Raw genomic sequence first — 23,583 nt, 5'->3', positions numbered from 1 at the left:
TCTCCTAGGACTGCGCCGGGGCGGGAACAGCGGCCGTCTTCGGCCGCAGGAACAGGATGAGCACGGGTACGGCGAAGACCAGCCAGGCCGCGACCTCGAGCACGGTCGCGGTCGGCGTCACGTTGAACATGCCGGTGAGCAGCGCCGTGTACCACGCGTTGGGGTCGAGGGCGCCGCTGATGTCGTACGCCAGGTTGTTGAGGCCGGGAACGACGTCGGCCTCCTGCAGATCGTGGACGCCGTACTTCAGGATGCCGGCGGCGACCAGGATGAGCAGCGTCCCGGTGACGGTGAAGAAGACCGTGAGGTTGATTCGCACCGCCGTGGCGTACATGAAATAGCCGAGCAGGACCGCCGTCGCGATGCCGCCGAGGAGCGCGTAGAGCGGGCCGCCGTTGATGCTCGCGCCCTGCACGGCCGAGTAGAAGATGAGCGAGGTCTCGAGCCCCTCGCGAACCACGGCCAGGAACGCCATCAGGGCCACCGCGACCGAGCCGACGGCCAGGGCGTCGCTGAGCTTGCCGCGCAGCTCGCCCGCGATGGAGCGGGCGGCCCGGCGCATCCAGAAGATCATCCAGGTCACGAAGACCACGGCCAGGATCGAGGTGATCGCCTCGAACAGCTCGCGGTGCTCGTACTTCTGCAGCAGCGTGGTCGAGGTGTAGCTGAGCAGCCAGCCGAAGCCGACGGAGAGGGCCACGGCGAGGCCGACGCCGGCCCAGACCTGCGGCAGCCGGTCCTTGCGGTCGGCCTTGACCAGGAACGCGATGACGATGCTGACCACCAATGTGGCCTCGAGCCCCTCGCGCAGGCCGATGAGGTAGGTGGCGAGCATGGACCGGTCCCTTCACTAAGGCGTGCCTAACCTGACTACTACAGACTGTAGATTAGGGAAGGCTGGCCTTAGTGTCCAGGGCCGGTCCGGGTGATCAGTCCTCGCCGGCGCCGGCCAGCAACCGCCGGAGAAGATCCTCGTCGCCGGGCTGCAACTCGCCCACGAAACGGCGCAGAACGGTGGCCCGGTCGGTGCCGGCGTCGAGCAGCGAGCCCATCTTGCGGGCCGTCACCGAGGCCTCGTCGGTGAGCGGCGCATACCGGAACGAGCGGCCGTCCTTGTAGCGCGCGAGCAGGCCTTTCTCGTACATCCGAGTCAAGACCGTCACTACGGTGCTGTACGAGAGGCGGGCCGTCAGCCGGCCGAGCACGTCGCGCGGCGTGAGTGAGTCGGTCGCGTTGACCAGGACCCGAAGGATCTCCGATTCGAGTGCGCCGGCCTGGCGGCGCCCGGGCGCCTCTTCGTCGTCGGCTGGCACGTGCGCAGCATACCGAGATCGTCTGATGCTGATAACTTCTACAGCCTGTAGAAGGAAGGCGGGCACGATGACGGCGACGCTCGGGAACATCCTCCTGGTGTTTCTGGCCGATCGGCCGGGCACCGCGCATGAGCTGCAACAACGCCACGCCGAAACGTTCGGCCGGGAACGGTCGGTCGACATCGCCCGGGTGCTGGCGGCGCTGCGCCGTCAGGAACGCCTCGGCAGCGTCGGCACCGAGGCGGCGTCGCAGCCCCGGCGGCCGGTGGTGTGTTTCCTCACCGATGCCGGCTACGCCCGTCAGCGCTCCTGGATGCTCGGCGTCCCGCCGGACGTGACCGGCGAGGACATCATCGTCCGCGTCCTGCTGGCCACCGCGGCGGCCGACCGGGAGACCTTCGACGCCGTGATCGAGTCGTGCCTGACCGCGCTGAAGTCGCAGCGCTCCCGCAGCCGCCGGGCGGCCGTGCTGGAGGCGGGCAGCGCCCTCGCCGAGTACGAGGACACCGTCGCCGCCTCCCTGCAGACCTGGCTGCGCCGCCTGGCCGGCCGCCCCCGCCGGCGCGACGCCGCCGCTTAGGAACGTTCCAGCGCCGGGCGGTCCCACTTGGCCAGCTCGGCGGCCGCCTCGTAGGTCGAGCGGAGGAACTCGGTCAGGGCCGCGTCGGGGTCCGGGGCCGAGGCGACGGCCTCGTACGGCAGCAGGAACTCCCGGATCGTGGTGTCGTAGTGGGCGGCCCGCGGGCGTACGGGGAAATCGGGGTAGCCCTGGGGTTCGGGATAGGCGTACGCGTAGAACGCGCCCTCCTCACCACCGCCGGGCCAGAAGCCGAAGCTGGCCAGCTCGTGGGAGTAGGCCTCGTGCATGACCGACGGCGGGCAGTTCGGGGCGCCGCCCGGATGTGGCGGCGCGACCCGGCCCGAGAAACGGGTGTATGCGAGGTCCATCGAACCCCAGAAGAAATGCACCGGGCTGGTCTTGCCCAAGAACTCCCAGCGGAAGCGGCTGAACACCCGCTCGACCTGCAGCAGCTGCCGCCAGAAGAGGCGGGCGGCGTCACCGTCGTACGACTTGTGGGTCTCGTCCTCGGCGAACGGGATGGCCGGGTCGACCTCGTTCGGCACGGGGTGGATGACCGTCTCGACGTTCAGCTCGGCCAGGGCCAGCATCGTCTCGCGGTAGAACGCGGCGACCGTCTTGGGCTCCAGGGTGACGGTGCGCTCACGGCCGTCGCTGGTGGTGATCCGCAACACCTGGTCGATGAAGTCGAACTCGATCTCGAACGACCCGTCCCCGTACGGCACGGCTGTCGTGGTCAGCCCGCGCGCGCTCGGATAGAGCGTGACGTGCCACCAGTGGTTGACCGCCGGCGCGTGCGCCATCCGGACCTTTCCCACGATCTGCGCCCACATCTGCAGCGTGTCACGGGTGTCCACCCAGTCGGTCACCCGCAGCCGGGGCCACTCACTTCGCCCGATCGTCTGTTCCATCGCCCGAGCCTGCCACATGATGCCGTCCGGGCTCTTCGACGCAGATCACAGCGTCCTTCGCTCCGCTTTCGGTCCTCGGCGCTGGAATGGGACGCAAGGGCGGGCGCTCGGTGATTCCCCCCAGTCCCGGGCGCCCGCCCGTTCCAGCACCCAGCCATGGAGGCGCCATGACCACCGAACCGGGCCTGGGCCCCACACCGCGCGGCCCTCATTTCCTGTCACCCTCCCTCCTCTCTGCGCCACCCCCGGCCGCCCCGGCTGTGGTGAACCGGCGGTGGCCGTTGATGGTGGCCGGTGGCTTCGCCGTCCTCGCCCTGGCCGCGGGCGCCGGGGGAGCGGCCGGCTACGTGGCGGGACGCGACGCCCCCACGGCGGCGGCCGCTGTCCGGGACGCCCTCCCGGCCGACCTGGTGACGGCCGCGGCCCAGGCCCGGCCCGGCGTGGTGTCGGTGCGGGTGGGCAACGGATCGGGCTCCGGCTTCGCCTTCGACGGCCAGGGGCACGTGGTCACCAACAACCATGTGGTGGCCGCCGGTGGGCCGATCACGGTCGTCGACGCGGACGGCCGCCGGCTGACCGCCACCCTCGTCGGCACCGACCCCGGCAACGACATCGCCGTCCTGCGGGTCGACCCGCCGGCCAACCTGCCCGCGCTGCCCCTGGCCGCGCCGGGCACCACGCGCGTGGGCGAACCGGTCCTGGCCGTGGGTTCCCCGCTCGGCCTGTCCGGGACCGTGACGGCCGGCATCATCAGCGCCCTGGACCGCCCCGTCCGGCTGGGCGACGGCGACAACCGCCGAACCGCCGTGCAGACCGACGCCAGCATCAACCCCGGCAACTCGGGCGGCCCGCTGATCAACGCCCAGGGCGAGGTCATCGGGGTCAACACGGCCATCGCCACGCTGGAGGGCGGCGGCAACATCGGCATCGGCTTCGCGGTACCCGTCGACCGGGCCCGTCAGGTGGCCACCGACCTGATCAACCGAGGCTGACCGTCCAGGACGGTGCCCTCCGCTTCGCGTGCTTCCGCAGAAACGACAGCATCCGCTCCGCCGCCTGCCGCCGTCCGCGCTCGGTCAGCCCGATGTCCCCGCCTGGTAGGGCTGCGTCATGGTTCTCGGGCCGCGCCGGGTCGTCGCGGGGTCACAAGGGTGACGAGCCCTACCAGGATTCCTCGTGTGTCAGCCGGTGACCGGCAGGCCGGCCACGACGAAACGGCCGCGGCCGAGGCGCTTGGCCTCGTACATCGCGATGTCGGCCGAGCGCAGCACGTCGGTGGCGCCGGTCTCGGCGCCGGGTGTCTCGGCGGCGATGCCGATGCTCGCGCCGACGTGCAGGGTCAGACCGTTCCAGGTCACCGGCTGCGCGATGTCGTGCAGGACGCGTTCGGCCAGGCGGACCGCCTCGGCCGGCGGTGCGGCCGGGCAGAGCAGGACGAACTCGTCGCCGCCGAGGCGGGTCACCAGGTCGGTTTCCCGTACGGCCGCCGACAGCCGCCGGGACACCACCCGCAGGACGGCGTCGCCCGCCTCGTGCCCGTGCTCGTCGTTGATCTGCTTGAAGCCGTCCAGGTCGAGGTAGAGCACGCTGACCGGCGCGTCCGCCGTGGGCAGCAGCCGGCCGAGCCGGTCGGTGAGCACGGCCCGGTTGGCCAGGCCGGTGAGCGGGTCGTGCCGGGCCTGGAACGCCAGTTCGGCCTGCGTGCGCTCCTGCTCGCGCACCGCCGTGGTGAATCGGGCGAGGACGAAGGCGGCGCACGCGGTGGTGAACACGATGAGGATGATCTGGCGGTGGTCGAAGCCCGACTGCAGCATGGTCAGCAGGGGCGTCGTCATCAGGGCCAGGCCCAGGAACAGCACCCGCGCCGGGTGCAGCACGGCGGCCTGAGGCCCGGGGTTGCTCAGCTCGGCCCGGGCCGGGTGCATCGCCGCCGCCACGATCAGGGCGTTGCCGAGCACGATGAGCGGGCCGATCCGGGCCACGATCGTGTAGTCCAGCAGGTACGGCAGCAGGTTGTAGCCCAGGTCGACGCCGAGGTAGAGGCCGGCCGCGGTCAGCAGCAGGCGGGTCGGCGCCGTCCGGGTGCCCGGGGAGAGGGCGATGAGCAGCGTTCCGGCCAGCAGCACCACGTCGCCGACCGGGTACAGCGCCGGGATCACGGAGTCGGCCACGCCGTAGCCGGCGCCCAGCACCGGCTCGATCAGGAACTGCCAGCTCGCCGCGCCCGCCGCCACCGTCAGGGTGAGGCTGTCGAGCACGGCCGGCCGCATCCGTCCCGGCGCCCGCCGGCGGGCCATCAGGGTGAGCGCCGCGGCCAGGAGCGGGTAGCCGGAGAGCCAGAAGGCGTCCGCGACACCGACGGACGGAACCACACTGACGTACGACTGCACCAGCTCGATCGCGTCGCCGGTGAACCACAACGTGATGGCCGTCGCGATCAGCACCCACGGCAGGCGGGTGCCGGACGGTTGCCGGCGGGCCGCCCACCAGCTGATCCCGCACAGGGCCAGGTAGAGCACGGCGTAGAGGGCGTTGCCGAAGCCGGTCCCGTAGGTGGCGATGGAGCCGGCGACGCCGGCCGCCATGACGGGAAGGAACCAGCGGATGCCCGGGGCGTTCATGTCCGTGTCGTCGGCAGTCCCGGGCCCGACCTGAGCCGGTGTGACGTGGATCAGCTACCGGACCGGACCGGGCCGGGTGCCGGTGCGCCTAATCTGCATCATCACTGCAAAAAGGGTTAGGATCCCCGGCATGGCGCGACTCCTGCTGGTCCGGCATGGTCAGGCATCGTTCGGGGCCGATGACTACGACGCCCTGTCCGAACTGGGCGGTGAGCAGGCCCGGGTGCTCGGGAAGAACCTGGCCGACCGGGGGATCCGGCCGAGTCTGGTGCTGCGCGGGTCGCTGCGGCGCCATGAGCAGACCGTCGCCGGGCTGCTCGAAGGGCTGGGCGACGACGTGCCGGTCAGGGTCGACGACGGCTGGGACGAGTTCGACTTTCAGCGGGTCGTCGAGCTGCACGAGCCGGACTACCGGGCGCGCGCCGGGTCGGCGCGGGCGTTTCAGGAACTGTTCGAGGCGGCCACCGGGCGATGGTGTTCGGGGAAGTACGACGGGGAGTACGCCGAGTCGTTCACCGCGTTCCGGGAGCGGGTCGGCGGGGCGCTCGAGCGGGCGGCGAGGCTGCTGGGGGAGCATCGGGAGGTCGTCGCGGTCAGCTCCGGCGGGCCGATCGCCCTGACCGCGACCCGGCTGGTCGCCGGGCCCCACGCCGACGCCGTGATGTGGACCGCGCTGAACCGGGTGGTCGTCAACACCGGGGTCACCAAGCTGATCAGTGGCCGTAGTGGACTGTGGATGTCGACCTACAACGAGCACACGCACCTCGAAGCCGACCCGCGACTGCTCACCTACCGCTGATGACCCGCCGGCTGATCCGGCCCCGCCGCTGGGCGCCGCCGCGCCTCGCCGACGACGGGCCGACCGCGCGGCTCAGAGTGGCGCGTCTGCTGCCGACCGGTGGGCGCGGGCCCGAGGATGTCGTCTTCGACCGGGACGGGAATGTCGTCACCGGGCTCGCCGATGGGCGCGTCGTCCGGATCGACCCCGAGACCGGCGATCGGACGGTTCTCGCCGACACCGGCGGGCGGCCCCTCGGACTGCACCCATGTGCCGACGGGGGCGTGCTCGTCTGCGACCACGACCGGGGCCTGCTGCGCGTGGAGGCGGACGGCACGGTGAGCCGGTTGGCCGAGGCGGCCTTCGCGAGCAACGTCGTGCAGGCGAGCGACGGCACGATCTGGTTCACCACCTCCACGACCGAGTGGACGCTCGACGAGCACCTGGGCGACGTCTTCGAGCATTCCGGTACGGGCCGGCTGCTGCGCCGCGATCCCGGCGGCGCCGTCACAACCGTGCTGGACGGGCTGAAGTTCGCCAACGGGCTCGTGCTCGCCCCGGACGAGTCGTACCTGCTCGTGGCCGAGACGGCCGGCTACCGCGTCCAGCGGCACTGGCGGGACGGGCGCACCGAGATCCTGGTCGACAACCTGCCCGGGTTTCCGGACAACATGTGGCTCGGCAGCGACGGGCTGCTCTGGGTGGCCATCGCCGCGCCGCGCAACGCGCTGCTCGACCGGCTGTTGCCGCGGCCCGGGTTCCTGCGCGTGCTCGTGTGGAACCTGCCCGAGGCCGTACGGCCGAAAGCGGCCCCGATCGCCTGGGCGATGGCGTTCACGCTCGACGGTGAGCGCGTGCACGACCTGCGGACCACCGACGGGTCGTACGGCTTCGTCACGTCGGCCGCCGAACGGGACGGCCTCGTGGTTCTGGGCAGCCTGACCGCGTCCGACGTGGCCGTGCTGGGTATCAGCCATGCATGACGACCTATCGATCCCGGGGCTTCCTGCTGGTGTTTCCACTGATGCTGGTGGCGACGGTCGCGCTGCCGGTGGCCGCGCTCTTCGTCGACACCGGGCCGTGGTGGGCTGAGGCCCTCTTCCTGCTGATCGCCATCCCGGTCGGCTGGTGGTACGTGGCGGTCCGGCTCGTCTACCGGATGGACCTGACCGGTGACGCGCTGGTCCTGCGGGCCGCCCTGGCCCGCTACCGGGTTCCGCTGGCCGACCTGGCCGAGATCGGCGGGCCCGAGCACACCAACACCAACCGCGTGGTCCGGCGCGACGGCCGGGTCTGGAGCGTGCTGGCCGGCGACGGCCTGGTCGCCTTCGCCGACCAGGTGGGCCGGGCCGCCCCGCACGTCCGGGTACGGATCAGTGACTGGCGCCGCCGCATGGAGGGGTAGCACGAACGGCAACTGCCCAATATCCTACCGGTTATATATGTGTTATAGGTCTCTAAGCGGGTCCATGCGCGGGAAAGCCTCCCTACGATCAGCGCCGTCCACATTGCGAGTCCCGCGAAGAAGGAACCGTGCTCGTCGATGATCCGCGCCGGCTGCTGGCCGACCGCTGGGCGGTGGCAGGTGGCGTCACCATCGTGGTGTTCCTGCTCATCGCCGTGTTCGCGCCGCTGCTGTCCGCCCTGGAGGGACAGGACCCCTACACGTACGACCTGAAGGCGCTCGCCGACAACGGGGCCCCGCTGGGCGCCGGCGGAGGCATCAGCGCCGAGCACTGGTTCGGCGTCGAGCCGATGACCGGGCGTGACCTGTTCGCCATCGTGGTGCACGGGGCGCGGACCTCGTTCCTGGTCGGCTTCGCCGCGACCGCGCTGTCGATGCTGATCGGCGTGCTGGCCGGCATCACCGCCGGGTACTTCGGCGGCTGGTACGACCGGGTGCTGAGCCGGATCATCGACGTGCTCTTCGGCTTCCCGTGGCTGGTCTTCGTCATCGCGATCGGGGCCATCGCCCCCGCCGGCTTCCCCAAGCAGTTGCTCATCATTCTGGTCATCGGCCTGTTCGGCTGGCCCGGCGTGGCCCGGGTCATCCGCGGCCAGACGATGGCGCTCAAGCAGCGCACCTTCGTCGTCGCCGCCACCGCCCTCGGCGCCGGTCCCGGCCACCTGCTGCGCCGGCAGTACCTGCCCAATCTGGTGTCGACCATCATCGTCTACACCACGATGACCATCCCCGGGATGATCGGTGCCGAGGCCGCCCTCTCGTTCCTCGGGGTCGGGGTGCCGCCGCCCACGCCGGCCTGGGGCCGCACCATCGGCGAGGCCCTGTCCTGGGTGCAGACCGACCCGATGTTCCTGGTCTTCCCGGGCGTGGCCCTGTTCCTGGTCACGCTCGCCTTCAACCTCTTCGGCGACGGCCTGCGCGACGCCCTCGACCCCCGGACGGCCAAGTGATGAAGTTCGTGACGACACGCCTGGTGGGCATGGTGGGCACGCTCGCAGTCATCAGTCTCTTGACGTACGCGGTCTTCTACCTGCTTCCCGCCGACCCGGCCCGCCTGTCCTGCGGCCGTCCTTGCACCCCGGACCGGCTGGCCGAGGCGAGCGCCTTCATGGGCTACGACAAACCGTGGTTCCAGCAATATCTGAACTTCCTGGGCGGCATCTTCACCGGGCGGCACTTCGGCTCGGGCCAGGCCGCCGTCGACTGCGCCGCGCCCTGTTTCGGCTACTCGTTCCGGCTCAACGAGCCGGTCACCCAGCTCATCGGGGACCGGGCGCCGGTCACCTTCTCCATCGCGATCGGCGCCGCCGTGCTCTGGCTGCTGCTCGGCGTCTCGGCCGGCGTGGCCGCCGCGGTCAAGCGGGGCACCCTGGTCGACCGCTCGGCGATGGTCTTCTCCACCATCGGCGTCTCCGCGCCCAGCTACCTGGTCGGCCTGCTCGGCATCCTGCTGTTCGGCTTCACCCTCGACATGGTCCCGGTCGGCGGATATGTGCCGCTCACCGAGAGCCCGGTCGACTGGCTCTGGCATCTGGTGCTGCCCTGGTGCGTGCTCGCCCTGCTCTCGGCCGCGGTCTACGCCCGCCTCACCCGCGGGCAGATGATCGAGGTGCTGGGCGAGGACTACATCCGTACCGCCCGGGCCAAGGGTCTGCGAGAACGCCGGGTCATCGGGCGGCACGGGCTGCGCAACGTGCTCATCCCCGTGGTGACGGTCTTCGGGCTCGACCTCGGAACGTTGCTCGGCGGCGCCGTCATCACCGAGAAGGTGTTCAGCATGCAGGGGCTGGGCGCCCTGCTCATCGACGCGGTCGGCACCGTCGACCTGCCGGTGATCGTCGGCATGACGCTGTTCGCCGCGTTCCTCGTCATCTTCGCCAACTTCGTCGTCGACCTCGTCTACGGAGCTCTCGATCCGCGGGTCTCGCGGTAATGGAAAGGACAACCCCGGTGATACGAAAAACGGCCGCTGTGGCGCTGACCGCGCTCCTCACAGTGGCGGCCTGCGGTGCCAACTCGTCGGACAGGAAAGAGGCCACCGAGGGCACCCAGCAGGGTGGCAAGCTGAGCATCCTCAGCGCCGCCACCGACATCAACTTCGACCCGGCGAAGAGCCAGAACCTGGCCATCACCACGCTGGGCCTGGTGCTGCGCCGGCTCACCACCTGGGACGTGCAGCCCGGCCGGCCCGCCCAGGTAGTGCCCGATCTCGCCACCGACACCGGCAAGACCACCGACGGCGGCAAGACCTGGACGTACACGCTCAAGGACGGCCTGGCCTACGCCGACGGCTCGCCGATCACGACCAAGGACATCAAGTACGGCGTGGAGCGCTCCTTCGCGCCCGAGCTGTCCGGTGGCCTCGGCTACCACAAGGGCCTGCTGATCGGCGGCGACAAGTACAAGGGCCCGTACACCGGCGGTGAGCTGGCCTCGATCGAGACCCCGGACGACAAGACGATCGTCTTCAAGCTCGACGCCGCGTACGGCGACTGGCCCTGGATCGCCTCCATGCCGGCCTTCACGCCGGTGCCGAAGGCCCAGGACGACCCCAAGACGTACACCCAGAAGCCCGTCGCCTCCGGCCCGTATCAGGTCTCGGAGTACAAGCAGGGCAGCTCGGTCACCCTCACCCGCAACCCGAAGTGGGACGCCAAGACCGACACCGTGCGCACCGCCGGCCCGGACGAGGTCGTCTTCCAGCTCGGCCAGGACACCACGGTGGCCGCGCAGCGCCTGATCGCCGACGCCGGCGACGACAAGAACGCGTTCGGCGCGGGCTTCGTGCCGCCGGCCCAGCTGGCCCAGATCCAGTCGAACCCGTCGGCCAAACAGCGTCTGGTCACCTCCGACGCCGGCGCGCTGGCCTACCTGGCCCTCAACACCACCCGGGGCCCGCTCAAGGACGTCAAGGTCCGGCAGGCCATCGAGTACGCCGTGGACAAGAAGGCCTTCCAGGTCGCGTCGGGCGGCGCGACCGGCGGCGACATCGCCACCACGCTGATCACCCCGGGCATCGCCGGCCGTCAGGCGTACGACCTGTACCCGGCCGAGGCGTCCGGTGATGTGACCAAGGCCAAGCAGTTGCTCACCGAGGCCGGCCAGACCAACCTGGCCCTCACCCTGCTCTCGCCGAACGACTCGGACAACCTGGCCAAGGCGCAGGCCGTCCAGCAGGGCCTGCAGCGCGCCGGCATCAAGGTGACCATCAAGCCGGCCGACGAGACCACGGTGACCGACACGATCACCGGCGACAAGGGCGACTTCGACCTGACGATCAGCAGCTGGCAGCCGGACTTCCCGAGCGCCAACGGCAACATCCAGCCGCTGTTCCAGTCCAGCGAGATCGGCGGGGGCGGCTACAACCTGTCCCGCTACTCGCAGCCCGAGGCCGACAAGCTGATCGAGTCCGCGCTGGCCGAGACCGACCAGGCCAAGGCGCAGGCGCTGTGGGCGCGGGCCGACAAGCGGATCCTGCAGGACGCGCCGGTCGTGCCGCTGATCTACACGAAGAACTCGTTCCTGCACGGCTCGAACGTGCGGAACTTCTTCGTGGCCGCCTTCCCGGCCTACCCGAACTACCTGAAGGTCTCCCTGAACAAGTGACACTCCTCGAGATCCACGACCTCGACATCTCGTTCGGGGCCGTCGAGGCGACCCGCGGCGTGGCTTTCGAGCTGCGCCGCGGGCAGGTCCTCGCGCTCGTCGGCGAGTCCGGCTCCGGCAAGAGCGTCAGCGCGATGTCGATCCTCGGCCTGCTGCCCGGCACCGCCACGGTGAAGGGCAGCATCACGCTCGAGGGTGAGCAGCTGGTCGGCGCCTCGGCGCCGCGCCTGCGCGAGCTGCGCGGCGGGAAGATCGGCACGGTCTTCCAGGAGCCGATGACGGCGTTCAACCCGGTCTTCACCATCCGCGATCAGATCGCCGAGGCCCTGCGCACCCACAAGCGCGTCGCCACCAAGCAGAAGGTCCACGAGCTGCTGGAGACGGTCGGGCTCGACGATCCGGCCCGGATCGCGCGCTCGTACCCGCATCAGCTCTCCGGCGGGCAGCTCCAGCGGGCGATGATCGCCATGGCCGTCAGCTGCGACCCGGTGCTGCTCATCGCCGACGAGCCGACCACCGCGCTCGACGTGACAGCGCAGGCCGGCATCCTCGACCTGCTGCGCGACCTGCGCGAACGGCTCGGCATGGCGATCCTGCTCATCACCCACGACATGGGCGTGGTGGCCGGCCTGGCCGACGACGTCGTGGTCCTCAACAGGGGACGGGTCGTGGAGCAGGCGCCGGTGGGGCAACTGTTCGCGGCGCCCGCCGACGCGTACACCCGGGCGCTGCTCGACGCCGTACCCAAGCTCGGCGCCTCGTCACCGCCCGTACTCACCGCAAGCGGGACCGAAGCGCTCAGCCTGACCGACCTCGTCGTCGAATACTCCGGGCGGTTCCGCGCGGTCGACGGTGTCTCGCTCAGCGTCGGCGCCGGGGAGATCCTCGGCCTGGTCGGCGAGTCCGGCTCCGGCAAGTCGACCATCGGGCGGGCCGTGGCCGGCCTGGTCCCGGTCACCTCGGGCGTCGCGCTGGTCAGCGGCCGGGACATCGGCCGGGCGGCCCGGCATCCGTGGCGGCACGGGGCGGAGCTGCGCCGGATCCGGGCCGGCATCGGCATCGTCTTCCAGGATCCGGCGTCGTCGCTCAACCCGCGCGTCACCATCGCCGACAGCATCGCCGAGCCCCTGGTCCTGCACCGCGACCTCGACGCCGCCGCGCGCCGGCGCCGGGTCGACGAGCTTCTCGAGGCGGTCCAGCTCTCGGTGGGCCTGCGCGACCGCTATCCGTACGAGATGTCGGGCGGGCAACGGCAGCGGGTGGCCCTGGCCCGGGCCCTCGCGCTGAACCCGGCCCTGCTCATCGCCGACGAGCCGACCAGCGCCCTCGACGTGTCGGTGCAGGCCCGCGTTCTCGAGCTGCTGCGCTCGCTGCAGGCCGACTTCGGCTTCGCCTGCCTGTTCATCAGCCACGACCTGGCCGTGGTGGAGCAGCTGGCCCACCGGGTCGCCGTCATGCGGCGCGGCGAGGTCGTCGAGCACGGCGCCACCGCCGACGTGCTGGGCGCGCCCCAGCACCCGTACACGCAAAGTCTGATCGCTGCCGTTCCGGTCCTCTCCTGAGAATCGCAACAGTGCGGTCATGCCCGGTGAAGTGCGGACACAGGTGTCCGGGGCCTGCGGCACCGGCCGAATCGGGGAGTCGCACGGATCGCGGCCACCTGGTCAGCGTGACGGTCGGCGGCTCGGCCGTTGGTAGGCTCGCGATCGTGGTCATGCCGGAGCGCCAGTCCCCGTTGCCGCAGTTCATCATTCTCGTGTACGAGCGGGATGTGCCGGCCAACGCAGGGGCGGCCTCGCCCACCGTTCTCGAAGCACACATGTGGCTGCCGCAGAAGATCGGCGAGACGGGCGGCCGAATCGTTGCGGGGCATGCGGCACTGCCCCCCTCCGCGGGCGTATCGATCCGCGACAATGAGGTGACCGGCGGATCATTGATGGCCGGCGAGGCGACGTTCGCCGGCTACTTGATCGTGGAGGCGTCCGACTTCGACCATGCAGTGTGGATCGGGCGCATGATTCCAGTCAGTGACGGGTGGGTCGAGATCCGGCCCCTCGTCGGAGCATGAACGACGCTTTCTTCGACAGATCCCCCTGACGGCCATGATTCTGGTTGCCAGCCCGGCCGCTCAGCGCTTCGGCTACGAGCGCGCCGGCTCGACCGTGGTCGAGCTCGGCTCGTCACGTGGTCATGCCGGCCCAGCCCTCGGGCGTCGCCGACGTCATGCCGTCACCGCTGGAACGCCCACTGGACGGTGACGGTCGCGGACAGCCGCTGCCGTCCCGGCTCGATGACGAACCGGGCGCCCGACGCGGCCATGCTGTCCTGCGCCATCGGGCCGCCGCCCCAGCTCGGGGCCGACTCGCTCACCCGCACGACCCGGCCGAGCTGGCGGCCCGCGGCCGTGGCGTAGAGCTCGGCCTTCCCGCGGGCGTCGGCGAACGCCTGGCGGCGCGCCTCGGCGAGCAGGGCGGTGTCGTCCTCGATGGAGAAGGACACGCCGTTCAGCCGGGCCGCGTCGCCGCCGGCGGCGATGGCGCTGGACATGAGCGCCCCCGCCTTCGGCAGGTCCCGCACCTTCGCGGTCAGGCCCTGATTGACGGTGTAACCGGTGACCTCCTGCTTGTCGTTCGTCCGGGAGCTGACGGTGGTGTTCGAGGTCTGGAGGTCCGCCTGGGCGAGACCCGCGCGGACGAGCGCGTCCCGCATCCGGGTGGCCGCCGCTCCGGCGCTGTCGAGGGCCGCGCCCACCGTGGGCGCGCTGCTCTGCACCCCGAACTCGGCGGTGAGCAGGTCGGGCTCGCCGTACGCGGCGCCGGCGCCGGTGACGGTCACGCTCTCCCGTTCGGCGGCGGCCGCGGGGCCGCCCAGCAGCAGGGACGCCATCACAACAAGGGTGGAGACTGCGAAACGATTCATACCCAGGGGAACGAGTCAAGATCGTCTTTGGACGCTGACGCGCCCGCGTCTTTCAATTCCACGAAGAGGCAGTGCGTCGCGGTGGCTCCGGTGTTCTCGCCGAAGTGCTCCTGCGCGTCCAGCCATCGCGCCTGGCCGGCGGTGAGTTCGACATCGGCCGTACGGTCACCGGCGCTGATCCGCCGCTGGAAGTCGCTCAGCGTCACCATCACGCTGTCCGGATGCCGATGCGGGTGGGTGCGGTCGCCGGGCTGGTCGCGGTACTCCATCACCCGCACCCGCTCGTTCTCGAAGACCACTTGGTACAGGCCCGGGTCGGTCACGGTCGGATCGTCGTGGCTCATCGCTGCCTCCCGCCGTTATATGGGACTGGAGTCCCATGTAGGCTCACCGTACGCTGAACCCGTGCGGATGCCCTACGAGTCCACCGGCCGAACCGGCCAGAAGTCGCGCACCCGACAGAGCCTCGTCACCGCCACCCGCGCCCTGCTCGAAGCCGGGCTCACCCCGAAAGTGGAGGACGCCGCCGCCCACGCCGGCATCTCCCGCACCACCGCCTACCGGTACTTCCCCAACCAGCGCAGCCTGCTCTCGGCCGCCCACCTGTGGCCCGGCACCCTGCTGCCGCCCGATCCGCCGACCGACACCGGGGAGCGTCTGGACGCGGTCGTCCGGGCGTTCACGGCGTACAACTTCACCTGGGAACCTCAGCTGCGCACCTCGCTGCGCCTGTCCCTGGAATCGGCGGCCGGCCAGCCGCCGCTCCGGCAGGGCCGAGCCATCGGCTGGATCGCCGAGGCGCTGGCGCCGCTGCGCGACACCCATCCGCACGTCGACGTCCACCGGCTCGCGGTCGCGATCCGCTCTGCCACCGGTATCGAAACCCTGGTCTGGCTGACCGACATCGCCGGATACACCCACGCCCAGGCCGCCGGCACCGTGCTGGACACGGCCCGCGCCCTGCTCGCCGCGGCGACCAGGGTCCACGAGTGAGCACTTCGCCGGTGGTACGGATCGCCCCGCTGTCATGCGGCCGGCCGGAATTCGAGGCAGGCTAATCATGGGCCGAGCGCCGAAGACGGGCGCCCCACGACAGCGAGGACTGCGATGACCCGGACCGACGATGACGTCGCCCTCGACGCGGCGCTGGATCCCCTCGTGCTCGCTCTGGACATCGGCTCGACGGCCACCCGCGGCGGCGTGCACGACGCGTCCGGCCGGCGCGTGCACGGCCTTCAGCACAAGGTGCCGCACGCCTTCACGGTGGCGCCCGACGGCACCTCGGTCATCGACCCCGGCCAGGTGACCACCGAGGTCGAGCAGGTCCTCGACGCCGTGACCGGTGACCCCGGCCTGGGCACGCGGATCGCCGGCGTCGCCATGGACACCTTCGCCGCCTCCCTGATCGCCGTCGACGCGGCCGGGCGCCCGCTGACCCCCTGCCTCACGTACGCCGACTCGCGCAGCGCGGCCGACGTCGCCGCCCTGCGGCAGGAGCTCGACGAGCACGCGGTTCAGCAGCGCACCGGCACCCGCCTGCACACCAGCTACCACGCCCCGCGCCTGCGCTGGCTCGCGAAACAGCAGCCGGACGTGGTCGCCGCGGCCGCGTCCTGGTGGTCGCTGGGCGAGTACGTGTGGGCCCGGCTCATCGGCCGCCCGCTGGCCGGCACGTCCACCGTGGCCTGGACCGGTCTGCTCGACCGCCACACCGGCGAGCTCGACCCGGAGCTGCTGGCCGCCGCGGGCGTCCGCGCCGAGCAGTTCACCCCGCCCACCGACGTCCCCGAGCCGGCGTCGTCGCGCTGGCCCGCCCTGGCCCGGGCCGCCTGGTTCCCGGTCATCACCGACGGCTTCGCCAGCAACATCGGGTCCGGGGCGACCGACGCCACGGTGCTCACCGCCGCCACCGCCACCAGCGGCGCCCTGCGGGTCCTGCTCGACGGCCCGGCCGACCCGCTGCCCTTCGGCCTGTGGAACTACCGGGTCGACGCCCGCCGCACCCTGCTCGGCGGCGCCGTCAACGACGTCGGCCGGGCCATCAGCTGGGCCCAGGCCACGCTGCTCCTGTCACCGGAGACCGACCTTTCCGCGCCGCCGGCCGACGCCACCCCGCTGGTCCTGCCCTACCTGACGGGCGAGCGCGCCCCCGGCTGGGCCGGCGGTGCCCGTGCGGTCTTCACCGGTGTCTCGGCCGCCACCGGACCGGACGCTCTGTTCCGCGGCGTCATCGAGGGCATTGCCATGACGTACGCCCGGGTGGCCGGCGAACTGCACCCGGCCGCCCCCGGCGTTCTCGAGGTGGCGGCGGCCGGCCGGGTGAGCAACGACCAGCCCGACTGGCTCCAGGTCCTGGCCGACGTGCTGGCCCGCCCGGTCACCCATGTCACCCGCCGCCGGGCCACCCAGCGCGGCACGGCCCTGCTGGCCCTGGACACGCTGGCCCCGGATGTTCCCCGGGCCCCGCGAGCGGTCGGCGCCACGTACGAACCGAAGCCCGCCCACGCCGACTACTACGCGGCCCGCCGCGCCCAATTCGCCCGCGTGTACGACGCTACCGTGTCCCCGTGACGAACATCGTCGATGCGGTGGCGGAGTGGCAGCACACCGGCGGGCCGGTCCAGCTCCATCCCGGTGACCTCGGGTGGGCCTGGCGCTTCGGCCCGCCCGCCGTCCGGACGTGGACCGACGGCGGCCGCGTCCTGGCCGCCGGCCTCGCCGATCACGGCGACGACCTGATCCGGATGGGCATCGCCCCGGCCGTCGCCGACGACACGGCGTTCGCCGCCCGGCTCCTGGCCGACCTGTCGGATCCGGCCCAGGGCACACCACCCGCGACCGTGGAGGCCCGCTTCGGACCCGCCTTCCGCGCCCTTCTCGAGCGCCGCGGCTGGACGGCCGACGAGCCGTGGACCCCCCTGTCGCGCGACCTGACCGAGCCGGTCGAGGACTGCGGGCTCCGGATCGAGGTGGTCGGGCCCGGCCACGTCGAGGACCGGGTCGCGGTGCAGCGGGCGTCCTTCCCGAACTCGACGTTCACGGTGGAGCGCTGGCACACGATGGCGGCCGCCCCGCCGTACCGCCAAGCCCGGTGTCTGGTCGCCTACGACACCGAGGGCACTCCGGTAGCCACGGTGACGGTGTGGTCGGCCGGAGAGGGCCGTCCCGGCCTGATCGAGCCGTTGGGCGTCCACCGCGACCATCGCGGCCACGGGTACGGCCGGGCCATCACGGTGGCCGCGGCCGTCGCGTTGCGGGAGATGGGATCGTCCACCGCCACGGTCTGCACCCCGAGCGCCAACGTCGGCGCCGTCGCCGCGTACGCGTCGGCCGGTCTGGAAAAACACCCGGCCGTCACCGATTTCCGCCGCCCGGCCGGTCCGGCGGTGTGAACGCCGGACCGGCCGGGCGAGCCGGTCAGCGCCGGTGGAGCAGGTCGTGGGTGTGGCTGATCCGGGCCCACGACTTCGGGGCGGCCGGTGCCGTGCGGGCCAGGGTGGTGGCTACGACCGGCTTGGCTGGGGTGTAGAGCCAGGCCTGGAACAGGGCGTCCAGGTCCTGGCCGGAGATCTTCTCGGCCAGGGCGGTGAACTGCTCGGTGGTGGCGTTGCCGTAGCGGTGCTCGGCGGCCCATGTCCGGAGGATCGCGAAGAAGTCGTCGTCGCCGACGGCCAGCCGTAGCTGGTGCAGGGTCATCGCGCCGCGGTCGTAGACGGCGTCGCCGAACAGTTCGGCCACGCCCGGGTCGGCCGGGGCGGTGGTCCAGATCGAGGCGCCGGCGGGGTAGGTGGCGTACAGGTAGTCGAAGATCTCCTGTGCCGTGCCCTCGCCGTTACGCTCCGACCACAGCCATTCGGCGTAGCTGGCGAAGCCCTCGTTGAGCCAGATGTGCCGCCAGTCGGCGACCGACACCGAGTCGCCGAACCACTGGTGGGCGTTCTCGTGGACGATCACCGAGGTGTTGGCGCCGCGGGTGAAGAAGGACGACGCGTAGTTGGGGCGGGTCTGGTTCTCCAGCGCGCAGCAGAGCGTTCCGGGCGGGGCGACGACGCCGCCGCGCGCCTCGAACGGGTACGGGCCGAACACGGTGGTCTCCCAGTCGGTGATCTCGGCTGTGCGCTCGACGCTGGACTGCGCCGCCTCCCGCAGTTCCTGGCTCAGGAGCTGCGAGTACGCGTTGTAGACGGGCTGCCCGCTCGCGGTCGTGTCGGTCGTGACGTCGTACTGACCAATCGTCATGAAGGTCAGATAGGTGGCCTGTGGTTTGAGGGAGCGCCAGCTCCAGCGGGTGTAGCCGAGCGTCTCGCGCACCGGCGGGCGCGGCATGACGCCGTTGCTGACGGCCTCGACGCCCGTGGGCACCGACACCGACACGTCGAAGGTGGCCTTGTCGGTCGGATGGTCGTTGCTCGGGTACCACCACCAGGCGATCTCCGGCTCGCCGATGGCCATGGCGCCGTCCGGCGTACGGATCCAGGCCGTGAAGTTGGCGGCGACCTTGCTGGAGGGCACGCCCGAGTACTGCACCACGATCGTCATGGCGCCGTCGTCGCTGACCGGCCGGGCCGGCGTGACGACGAGCTCGTGGTCGCCCTGTCGGGCGAACGTGGCCGGGCGGTTGTTCACCAGCACCGAGGACACGTCGAGCACGAAGTCGAGGTTGAAGCGGCTGAGGTCCTGGGTCGCGGTGGCCAGGATCGTGGTGGTGCCGGTGAGCCGGTCGGTGGCCGGCGTGTACCGCAGGCGGATGTCGTAGTGGGACACGTCGTACCCGCTGTTGCCGTAGTCCGGGAAGTAGCTGTCGCCCACCCCGGGGCCACCGGGCGCGGGCGCGGCCTGCGCCGCGACCGCCGTTCCGGCGAGGGTCAACGCGGTGGCGGCCAGTGCCACGAGCAGTCGTCGCACGGGACTTTCCTTCCGTCGATGGACAGGTCCCGCCCAATCTATCGACGACGGTCAATCGCGATCTGGACCTTGACCCTGGGGCAGGCCCCAAGGTGGCGCCATGGACCTCTTCATCGATCGCCGGCCCCTGCGGATCCCCGCCTTCCGCCGGCTCTGGGTGGCCTCGGCGGTCACGGCCGTGGGCGGCTCGTTCAGTCTGATCGCGGTGCCGACGCAGTTGTTCACGGCGACCGGGTCGTCGGCCGTGGTCGGGGTGTCGGCGGCGGTGTCACTGGTGACGCTTGTCGTGTCGGCGCTGTGGTCGGGGGCGCTGGCCGACGCGATCGACCGCCGCCGGCTTCTGCTGGCGGGCAACGGTGGTCTGGGGCTGGCCTATCTGGGCCTGTGGCTGAACGCGGTGCTCGGCCTCGACTCGATCCCGCTGACGCTGGCTCTGGTCGCGGTGCAGGGGCTCAGCCTCGGCGTCACCCTGACCACGACGGGGGCCGCGGTGCCTCGGGTGGTGCCACCCGGGCAGCTCGTGGCGGCCAACAGCCTCAGTTCCCTGACCAGGTACGGCGGAGCCGTCGCGGGTCCGTTGCTGGCCGGCCTCCTGATCCCGGTCGTCGGGCTCGGGACGCTCTACCTGCTCGACGCGCTCGCGCTCGGCCTCGTGCTGTGGGCGGTCGCCCGGCTCCCGGTGATGCCGCCGCCGGAAGCGGGCGTGACGGGCACGCTGCGGCGGCTCGGCGACGGCTTCCGCTATCTCGCCGGGCATCGGACGCTGGTGGCCATCCTGGCCGTTGATCTGGCCGCGATGGTCTTCGGCCTGCCGTTCGCGCTGCTTCCGGAGCTGGCCGAGCGCACGTACGGCGGCCCGGCCGGCGGCGGCCGGGAACTCGGCCTCCTGTTCGCCGCGTATCCGGCCGGGGTGCTCGTCGCGGGGCTGCTGTCGGGGACGTTCGGCCGGGCCCGGCGGCACGGAGCGCTGATGGCCTCGGCCGCGATGGCCTGGGGCGGCTGCGTGGTGCTGCTCGGGCTGGCCCCGAACCTGGCCGTCGCGGTGCCCGTGCTGGTGCTGGGCGGCGCGGTCAACTTCGTGCTCAGCACCTTCCGCAACGCGATCTCGCAGGCGTACACCGATGACGCTCTCCGCGGCCGGATCCAGGGCTCGCTCACCGTCGTCCTGATGGGCGGTCCCCAGCTGGCCACCATGCTGCACGGTTTCGGTGGCGCTGTCCTCGGCGCACGCCCGGCGGTCGTCGCGGGCGGGGCACTCACCGTACTGACGGTTGCGGCTCTGGTGCCGGCGCTACCCGAGCTGTGGCGCTACGAGCCGTGAGCAGCGCGACCGCGAGGCCCATCAGGACGACCGGGAGCGCGTACGCGGCCCAGTGCGCCACCGTCATCAGCGCCGCCGCGCCCGCCGCGCCCGCCACCAGGGACGCCAGCTGCAGCAGCACCGGCCCGGCTTTCCGCGGGTCGCCGGTGAGCGCGGTGGCCAGGGCTCCGGTCATGTACGTGGTGGAGGCCCGCAACCGCAGCCCGACCACGCTCTGCCCGCCCATCGCGACCGCCGCCACCGCCAGCAGGGCCCGCCTCACACCGGCCCCGGGATCGGTCAGCAGCCCGCCCGCGACCACGGCGAGCAGCGCCAGCTCGGCCAGCAGCGGAACGATCACCGTGCGGGGCAGAAAACGCCAGATCAACACCCCGATGCCGTACGCCGTGACGGCGATCGCCACCGGGATGATCCGGGCCGCGTCGGCCGCGCCGAGGCCGTACCCCAGCGTCACCAGGTTCCCGGTGATGATGCTGGCGAACGCCCCGCCCAGCACGGTCAGCGCCAGCAGATCGACCGATCCCGCGGTGGCCGCCAGCAGCGCGATCCCGGCCCGTTCTCTCATGGGCCGAGTCAATACCCCGCCGCGGCGCCCACAGGCGGAAACGTGAGCCACGAGTCAGGGCCACCCGGACGGCTGACACCGCTGACCGAGTGACCGCTTCCGTACGGCGCGTAGTCGATCTATGTTGCTGGATATTTGTCGTCATCGAAGGGAGTTCACCGTGCGAAGACGCCTCATCGGCGCGGCCGCCGTCGCCGTACTGCTGGGAAGTTTCGCTCTCTCCGCCCCGGCCCAGGCCGGGGGCGGCAGCATAAAGGACCTGCCCCGCGCGGTCACCCTGGCCGGCGTGCTGCGGCACCTCGTGGCGTTCCAGGCGATCGCCGACCGCAACAACGACACCCGTGCCTCGGGCACGCCCGGGTTCGACCGCAGCGCCGACTACGTGGCCACGCTGATGAAGCTCGCCGGCTACAAGGTCACCCGCCAGCCGTTCGAGTTCAACTACTGCACCGACGACGCGTCCACCTTCACGCAGAACGCGCCCACCGCCACCACCTATGTGGACCAGGAGGACTACGACGTCCTGGACTGCTCCGGCGGCGGCACGGCGACCGGCTCGGTGGTGAACGTCGACCTGCAGCCGACCACCCCGAACACCAGCACGTCCGGGTGTGAGGCGGCCGACTTCGTGGGTGTGGCCGGCCACATCGCGCTCGTGCAGCGCGGCGGCTGCCCGTTCGGCCAGAAGGCGGCGAACGCGGAGGCGGCCGGCGCGACCGGTGTCATCATCATGAACCAGGGCGACTCGACCGCACCGGACCGCCAGGACCTGTTCGCCGGCACGCTCGGTGACCCGGTCGGCATCCCCGCCATCTCGATCTCGTTCCCGCTCGGCGTCGCCCTGGCCGGCACCACCGGCCTGAACGTCACCATCACGGTCGAGGCCGAGGCCGAGGTCCGCGGCACCACGAACGTCATCGCCGAGTCCCGCTGGGGTGACCCGAACGAGGTCGTCATGTCCGGCGCCCACCTCGACTCGGTGCCCGAGGGCCCCGGCATCAACGACAACGGGACCGGCAGCGCCGGCATCCTCGAGACGGCGTTGCAGGCGGCGAAGTACAAGACCAAGAACAAGCTCCGCTTCGCCTGGTGGGGCGCCGAGGAGGCCAACCTGGTCGGCTCGACGTACTACGTGAACAACCTGCCGGCCGCCGAGCAGGCGAAGATCGCGCTCTACCTGAACTTCGACATGATCGGCTCGCCGAACTACACCTTCGGGGTGTACGACGGCGACGACTCGGCCGCGGCCGGCGCCGGCCCCGGCCCGGCCGGCTCGGCCGAGATCGAGGCCGTCTTCCAGAAGTTCTTCGCCAAGCGCGGCGAGGCGACCGCGGCCGCCGACTTCACCGGCCGCTCCGACTACGGTCCGTTCATCGCCACCGGCATCCCCGCCGGCGGCCTGTTCACCGGGGCCGAGGTCGAGAAGACCGAGGCCGACGTGGCCCTGTGGGGCGGGGTGGCCGGCGCCGCCTACGACCCGTGCTACCACCAGGCCTGCGACAGCTTCACCCCGGAGAAGGACGGCGCCGACGCCGCCCTGTACAAGCAGCTCCGCAAGAAGTACCACCTGATCGGCAACATCAACGCCTACGCCCTGGACGTCAACGCCGACGGTGTGGCCACCGCCGTGGCCACGTTCGCCCAGGACACCTCGGCGATCCCGCCCCGCCCGGCCACCACGTCGGCGGCCCGGTCGGCCGCGCCGGCCGGCGGTACCCCGCTGAGCTGAGTACGCCCTGCCGGTCAGGTGTTCTGGCCTGACCGGCAGGTCACTCGCCCGCGTGGGCGGGCGGGCTGACCGGTTCGACGTGGTCGTACGGCGGGTTCAGGGGCGCGTCGCCCGGCATGTTCGCGAAGTGCTCGTTGAGGTGCGCGTACGGGTTGCGCCGGGGGTCACGGGCGGCGCGGGCCAGACGGCGTTCCTGGCGCCGCAGCACCACGGCGAACCGCAGGGCCGGCCACAACCGCAGCCGGCGCGACGAGTCGAGGGCCGCCAGCACCTCGGCCAGAGTCTCCCGGTCCCGCCCGGAAACGCAGGTCAACACGATGATCAGGGGAACTACGGCCGACACGATCTCGCTGATGAGGAACAGGAACACCAGCAGAGCGACGATCCCGGCCAGCACGGTCATGGTCATCAACGTTCTCCTGTCCGTACGAGGAGGAGAGGCGACCCTTCAGTTATCTGTTTGTGACTCTTACCCATGAATATCCATGGCTATGCAACGCGTGGCAAGCGTGACCCGGAAACATGAATAGGTTCCCTCACGTCGTCTACAGTGTGACGCATGAGGTCTATGCACCCGCCTGTATAGAAGTTGACTACTGTCGTACAATCCCGAAGTGACAAATCAACCTTTAACGGTCGTTCAGAGCGCTGACCGCAACGACGCGGCACCGCAGCTGAAGCTCATCAAGCAGCTCTGCACGGGGGGCAGTTGCCCCACCGTCTACCTGACCGACCGCGACACCTACGTCGTTCAGGGATACACGGTTCCCGCCGAGACCGCCGGGCTCGACGTGCCGGCCGGTGAGCAGCTGGTGGAGATTCCCGCCGCGCTGCTCGCCGAAGCGCTCAAGGCGGTCAGCTGACCACGAC

The 23,583-nt window shown here is 71.3% G+C and carries 25 protein-coding genes; 16 read left to right on the top strand and 9 right to left on the bottom strand.

Features of this window, described 5'->3' with window-relative positions; genetic code table 11:
• Positions 1–4 precede the first annotated feature (4 nt).
• Together efeU and ACGFJ7_RS19870 are read right to left on the bottom strand one after the other, a co-directional pair.
• Entirely contained in the window at positions 5–835 is an 831-nt protein-coding gene (efeU, locus tag ACGFJ7_RS19875; RefSeq protein ID WP_360251154.1) for an iron uptake transporter permease EfeU, read from the bottom strand.
• A 94-nt stretch (positions 836–929) separates the two neighbouring features.
• Positions 930–1,313: a BlaI/MecI/CopY family transcriptional regulator gene (locus ACGFJ7_RS19870; RefSeq protein WP_360251151.1), complete on the bottom strand. Its 384-nt coding sequence runs from the start codon at positions 1,311–1,313 to the stop codon at positions 930–932.
• Positions 1,314–1,380: 67 nt separating this feature from the next.
• Here ACGFJ7_RS19870 and ACGFJ7_RS19865 point away from each other — a divergent pair, with 67 nt between their 5' ends.
• Entirely contained in the window at positions 1,381–1,893 is a 513-nt protein-coding gene (locus ACGFJ7_RS19865; RefSeq protein ID WP_360251148.1) for a hypothetical protein, read from the top strand.
• Here the strand turns inward: ACGFJ7_RS19865 and ACGFJ7_RS19860 are convergent.
• Entirely contained in the window at positions 1,890–2,804 is a 915-nt protein-coding gene (locus ACGFJ7_RS19860) for a DUF5996 family protein (protein ID WP_360251145.1), read from the bottom strand. The genes ACGFJ7_RS19865 and ACGFJ7_RS19860 overlap by 4 nt on opposite strands.
• A gap of 167 nt (positions 2,805–2,971) precedes the next feature.
• Here ACGFJ7_RS19860 and ACGFJ7_RS19855 point away from each other — a divergent pair, with 167 nt between their 5' ends.
• Complete coding sequence (locus ACGFJ7_RS19855) at positions 2,972–3,796, top strand: S1C family serine protease (protein ID WP_392642987.1); 825 nt, start codon at positions 2,972–2,974, stop codon at positions 3,794–3,796.
• A 189-nt stretch (positions 3,797–3,985) separates the two neighbouring features.
• Here the strand turns inward: ACGFJ7_RS19855 and ACGFJ7_RS19850 are convergent, their stop codons facing one another.
• The gene (locus tag ACGFJ7_RS19850) at positions 3,986–5,425 is read right to left on the bottom strand and encodes a GGDEF domain-containing protein (RefSeq protein ID WP_360251139.1); all 1,440 of its coding nucleotides are present in this window, start codon (positions 5,423–5,425) and stop codon (positions 3,986–3,988) included.
• A 130-nt stretch (positions 5,426–5,555) separates the two neighbouring features.
• Here ACGFJ7_RS19850 and ACGFJ7_RS19845 point away from each other — a divergent pair, with 130 nt between their 5' ends.
• The 8 genes from ACGFJ7_RS19845 to ACGFJ7_RS19810 all read left to right on the top strand — a co-directional run bounded on the left by ACGFJ7_RS19845 (position 5,556) and on the right by ACGFJ7_RS19810 (position 13,342).
• The gene (locus tag ACGFJ7_RS19845; protein WP_392642985.1) at positions 5,556–6,224 is read left to right on the top strand and encodes a histidine phosphatase family protein; all 669 of its coding nucleotides are present in this window, start codon (positions 5,556–5,558) and stop codon (positions 6,222–6,224) included.
• Complete coding sequence (locus ACGFJ7_RS19840; RefSeq protein WP_392642983.1) at positions 6,224–7,186, top strand: SMP-30/gluconolactonase/LRE family protein; 963 nt, start codon at positions 6,224–6,226, stop codon at positions 7,184–7,186. The genes ACGFJ7_RS19845 and ACGFJ7_RS19840 overlap by 1 nt, the downstream gene beginning before the upstream one ends.
• Positions 7,183–7,608 (top strand): hypothetical protein, encoded by a 426-nt coding sequence (locus ACGFJ7_RS19835; RefSeq protein WP_392642981.1) that lies wholly within the window; start codon positions 7,183–7,185, stop codon positions 7,606–7,608. Before ACGFJ7_RS19840 ends, ACGFJ7_RS19835 begins: the two co-directional genes overlap by 4 nt.
• A gap of 128 nt (positions 7,609–7,736) precedes the next feature.
• Positions 7,737–8,618, top strand: coding sequence for an ABC transporter permease (locus ACGFJ7_RS19830; RefSeq protein WP_360251127.1), 882 nt, complete (start codon positions 7,737–7,739; stop codon positions 8,616–8,618).
• Entirely contained in the window at positions 8,618–9,601 is a 984-nt protein-coding gene (locus ACGFJ7_RS19825) for an ABC transporter permease (protein WP_392643179.1), read from the top strand. Before ACGFJ7_RS19830 ends, ACGFJ7_RS19825 begins: the two co-directional genes overlap by 1 nt.
• 17 nt (positions 9,602–9,618) lie before the next feature.
• The gene (locus ACGFJ7_RS19820) at positions 9,619–11,274 is read left to right on the top strand and encodes an ABC transporter substrate-binding protein (protein ID WP_392642980.1); all 1,656 of its coding nucleotides are present in this window, start codon (positions 9,619–9,621) and stop codon (positions 11,272–11,274) included.
• Entirely contained in the window at positions 11,271–12,836 is a 1,566-nt protein-coding gene (locus ACGFJ7_RS19815; RefSeq protein WP_392642979.1) for an ABC transporter ATP-binding protein, read from the top strand. Before ACGFJ7_RS19820 ends, ACGFJ7_RS19815 begins: the two co-directional genes overlap by 4 nt.
• A gap of 146 nt (positions 12,837–12,982) precedes the next feature.
• Positions 12,983–13,342: a hypothetical protein gene (locus ACGFJ7_RS19810; RefSeq protein WP_392642977.1), complete on the top strand. Its 360-nt coding sequence runs from the start codon at positions 12,983–12,985 to the stop codon at positions 13,340–13,342.
• Between the two features lie 161 nt (positions 13,343–13,503).
• Here the strand turns inward: ACGFJ7_RS19810 and ACGFJ7_RS19805 are convergent, their stop codons facing one another.
• Together ACGFJ7_RS19805 and ACGFJ7_RS19800 are read right to left on the bottom strand one after the other, a co-directional pair.
• Complete coding sequence (locus ACGFJ7_RS19805; protein WP_392642975.1) at positions 13,504–14,160, bottom strand: SIMPL domain-containing protein; 657 nt, start codon at positions 14,158–14,160, stop codon at positions 13,504–13,506.
• A 29-nt stretch (positions 14,161–14,189) separates the two neighbouring features.
• On the bottom strand, positions 14,190–14,537 hold the full coding sequence (locus tag ACGFJ7_RS19800) for a cytoplasmic protein (protein ID WP_360251113.1): 348 nt from the start codon (positions 14,535–14,537) through the stop codon (positions 14,190–14,192).
• Positions 14,538–14,604: 67 nt separating this feature from the next.
• Here ACGFJ7_RS19800 and ACGFJ7_RS19795 point away from each other — a divergent pair, with 67 nt between their 5' ends.
• The 3 genes from ACGFJ7_RS19795 to ACGFJ7_RS19785 all read left to right on the top strand — a co-directional run bounded on the left by ACGFJ7_RS19795 (position 14,605) and on the right by ACGFJ7_RS19785 (position 17,585).
• Positions 14,605–15,186, top strand: a complete 582-nt coding sequence (locus ACGFJ7_RS19795; RefSeq protein ID WP_360251650.1) for a TetR/AcrR family transcriptional regulator — start codon at positions 14,605–14,607, stop codon at positions 15,184–15,186.
• Between the two features lie 114 nt (positions 15,187–15,300).
• On the top strand, positions 15,301–16,764 hold the full coding sequence (locus ACGFJ7_RS19790; protein ID WP_360251110.1) for a gluconokinase: 1,464 nt from the start codon (positions 15,301–15,303) through the stop codon (positions 16,762–16,764).
• Positions 16,761–17,585: a GNAT family N-acetyltransferase gene (locus ACGFJ7_RS19785; RefSeq protein WP_360251107.1), complete on the top strand. Its 825-nt coding sequence runs from the start codon at positions 16,761–16,763 to the stop codon at positions 17,583–17,585. The genes ACGFJ7_RS19790 and ACGFJ7_RS19785 overlap by 4 nt, the downstream gene beginning before the upstream one ends.
• Before the next feature lie 25 nt (positions 17,586–17,610).
• Here ACGFJ7_RS19785 and ACGFJ7_RS19780 read toward each other — a convergent pair whose 3' ends face one another.
• A complete protein-coding gene (locus ACGFJ7_RS19780) occupies positions 17,611–19,098 on the bottom strand; it encodes a M1 family metallopeptidase (protein WP_392642972.1) in 1,488 nt (495 codons plus the stop codon).
• Positions 19,099–19,198: 100 nt separating this feature from the next.
• Here ACGFJ7_RS19780 and ACGFJ7_RS19775 point away from each other — a divergent pair, with 100 nt between their 5' ends.
• Complete coding sequence (locus ACGFJ7_RS19775) at positions 19,199–20,419, top strand: MFS transporter (protein ID WP_392642971.1); 1,221 nt, start codon at positions 19,199–19,201, stop codon at positions 20,417–20,419.
• Here ACGFJ7_RS19775 and ACGFJ7_RS19770 read toward each other — a convergent pair.
• Entirely contained in the window at positions 20,355–20,984 is a 630-nt protein-coding gene (locus ACGFJ7_RS19770) for a DUF1275 family protein (RefSeq protein WP_392642969.1), read from the bottom strand. The two genes, ACGFJ7_RS19775 and ACGFJ7_RS19770, sit on opposite strands and share 65 nt — an antisense overlap.
• Before the next feature lie 160 nt (positions 20,985–21,144).
• Between ACGFJ7_RS19770 and ACGFJ7_RS19765 the strand changes: the two genes are divergently transcribed.
• Positions 21,145–22,713, top strand: a complete 1,569-nt coding sequence (locus tag ACGFJ7_RS19765; protein WP_392642967.1) for a M28 family peptidase — start codon at positions 21,145–21,147, stop codon at positions 22,711–22,713.
• Between the two features lie 40 nt (positions 22,714–22,753).
• On the opposite strand, the gene ACGFJ7_RS19760 is transcribed toward ACGFJ7_RS19765, so the two are convergent.
• Positions 22,754–23,122: a hypothetical protein gene (locus tag ACGFJ7_RS19760; protein ID WP_392642965.1), complete on the bottom strand. Its 369-nt coding sequence runs from the start codon at positions 23,120–23,122 to the stop codon at positions 22,754–22,756.
• Between the two features lie 205 nt (positions 23,123–23,327).
• Here ACGFJ7_RS19760 and ACGFJ7_RS19755 point away from each other — a divergent pair, with 205 nt between their 5' ends.
• Positions 23,328–23,576, top strand: a complete 249-nt coding sequence (locus tag ACGFJ7_RS19755) for a hypothetical protein (protein WP_360251092.1) — start codon at positions 23,328–23,330, stop codon at positions 23,574–23,576.
• The last annotated feature ends 7 nt before the right edge of the window (positions 23,577–23,583 follow it).

The sequence above is a fragment of the Actinoplanes sp. NPDC048988 genome (genome assembly GCF_043197815.1).
Taxonomy (GTDB): Bacteria; Actinomycetota; Actinomycetes; order Mycobacteriales; family Micromonosporaceae; genus Actinoplanes.
This window is presented reverse-complemented; position numbering and strand designations above follow the sequence as displayed.

Coding starts and splice junctions, on each gene's coding strand:
- ACGFJ7_RS19850 (WP_360251139.1), bottom strand. CDS start 5,425: ATGAACGCCCCGGGCATCCGCTGGTTCCTTCCCGTCATGGCGGCCGGC.
- ACGFJ7_RS19790 (WP_360251110.1), top strand. CDS start 15,301: ATGACCCGGACCGACGATGACGTCGCCCTCGACGCGGCGCTGGATCCC.
- ACGFJ7_RS19805 (WP_392642975.1), bottom strand. CDS start 14,160: ATGGCGTCCCTGCTGCTGGGCGGCCCCGCGGCCGCCGCCGAACGGGAG.
- ACGFJ7_RS19795 (WP_360251650.1), top strand. CDS start 14,605: ATGCCCTACGAGTCCACCGGCCGAACCGGCCAGAAGTCGCGCACCCGA.
- ACGFJ7_RS19770 (WP_392642969.1), bottom strand. CDS start 20,984: ATGAGAGAACGGGCCGGGATCGCGCTGCTGGCGGCCACCGCGGGATCG.
- ACGFJ7_RS19760 (WP_392642965.1), bottom strand. CDS start 23,122: ATGACCATGACCGTGCTGGCCGGGATCGTCGCTCTGCTGGTGTTCCTG.
- efeU (WP_360251154.1), bottom strand. CDS start 835: ATGCTCGCCACCTACCTCATCGGCCTGCGCGAGGGGCTCGAGGCCACA.
- ACGFJ7_RS19840 (WP_392642983.1), top strand. CDS start 6,224: ATGACCCGCCGGCTGATCCGGCCCCGCCGCTGGGCGCCGCCGCGCCTC.
- ACGFJ7_RS19855 (WP_392642987.1), top strand. CDS start 2,972: ATGACCACCGAACCGGGCCTGGGCCCCACACCGCGCGGCCCTCATTTC.
- ACGFJ7_RS19835 (WP_392642981.1), top strand. CDS start 7,183: ATGACGACCTATCGATCCCGGGGCTTCCTGCTGGTGTTTCCACTGATG.
- ACGFJ7_RS19845 (WP_392642985.1), top strand. CDS start 5,556: ATGGCGCGACTCCTGCTGGTCCGGCATGGTCAGGCATCGTTCGGGGCC.
- ACGFJ7_RS19825 (WP_392643179.1), top strand. CDS start 8,618: ATGAAGTTCGTGACGACACGCCTGGTGGGCATGGTGGGCACGCTCGCA.
- ACGFJ7_RS19800 (WP_360251113.1), bottom strand. CDS start 14,537: ATGAGCCACGACGATCCGACCGTGACCGACCCGGGCCTGTACCAAGTG.
- ACGFJ7_RS19865 (WP_360251148.1), top strand. CDS start 1,381: ATGACGGCGACGCTCGGGAACATCCTCCTGGTGTTTCTGGCCGATCGG.
- ACGFJ7_RS19860 (WP_360251145.1), bottom strand. CDS start 2,804: ATGGAACAGACGATCGGGCGAAGTGAGTGGCCCCGGCTGCGGGTGACC.
- ACGFJ7_RS19775 (WP_392642971.1), top strand. CDS start 19,199: ATGGACCTCTTCATCGATCGCCGGCCCCTGCGGATCCCCGCCTTCCGC.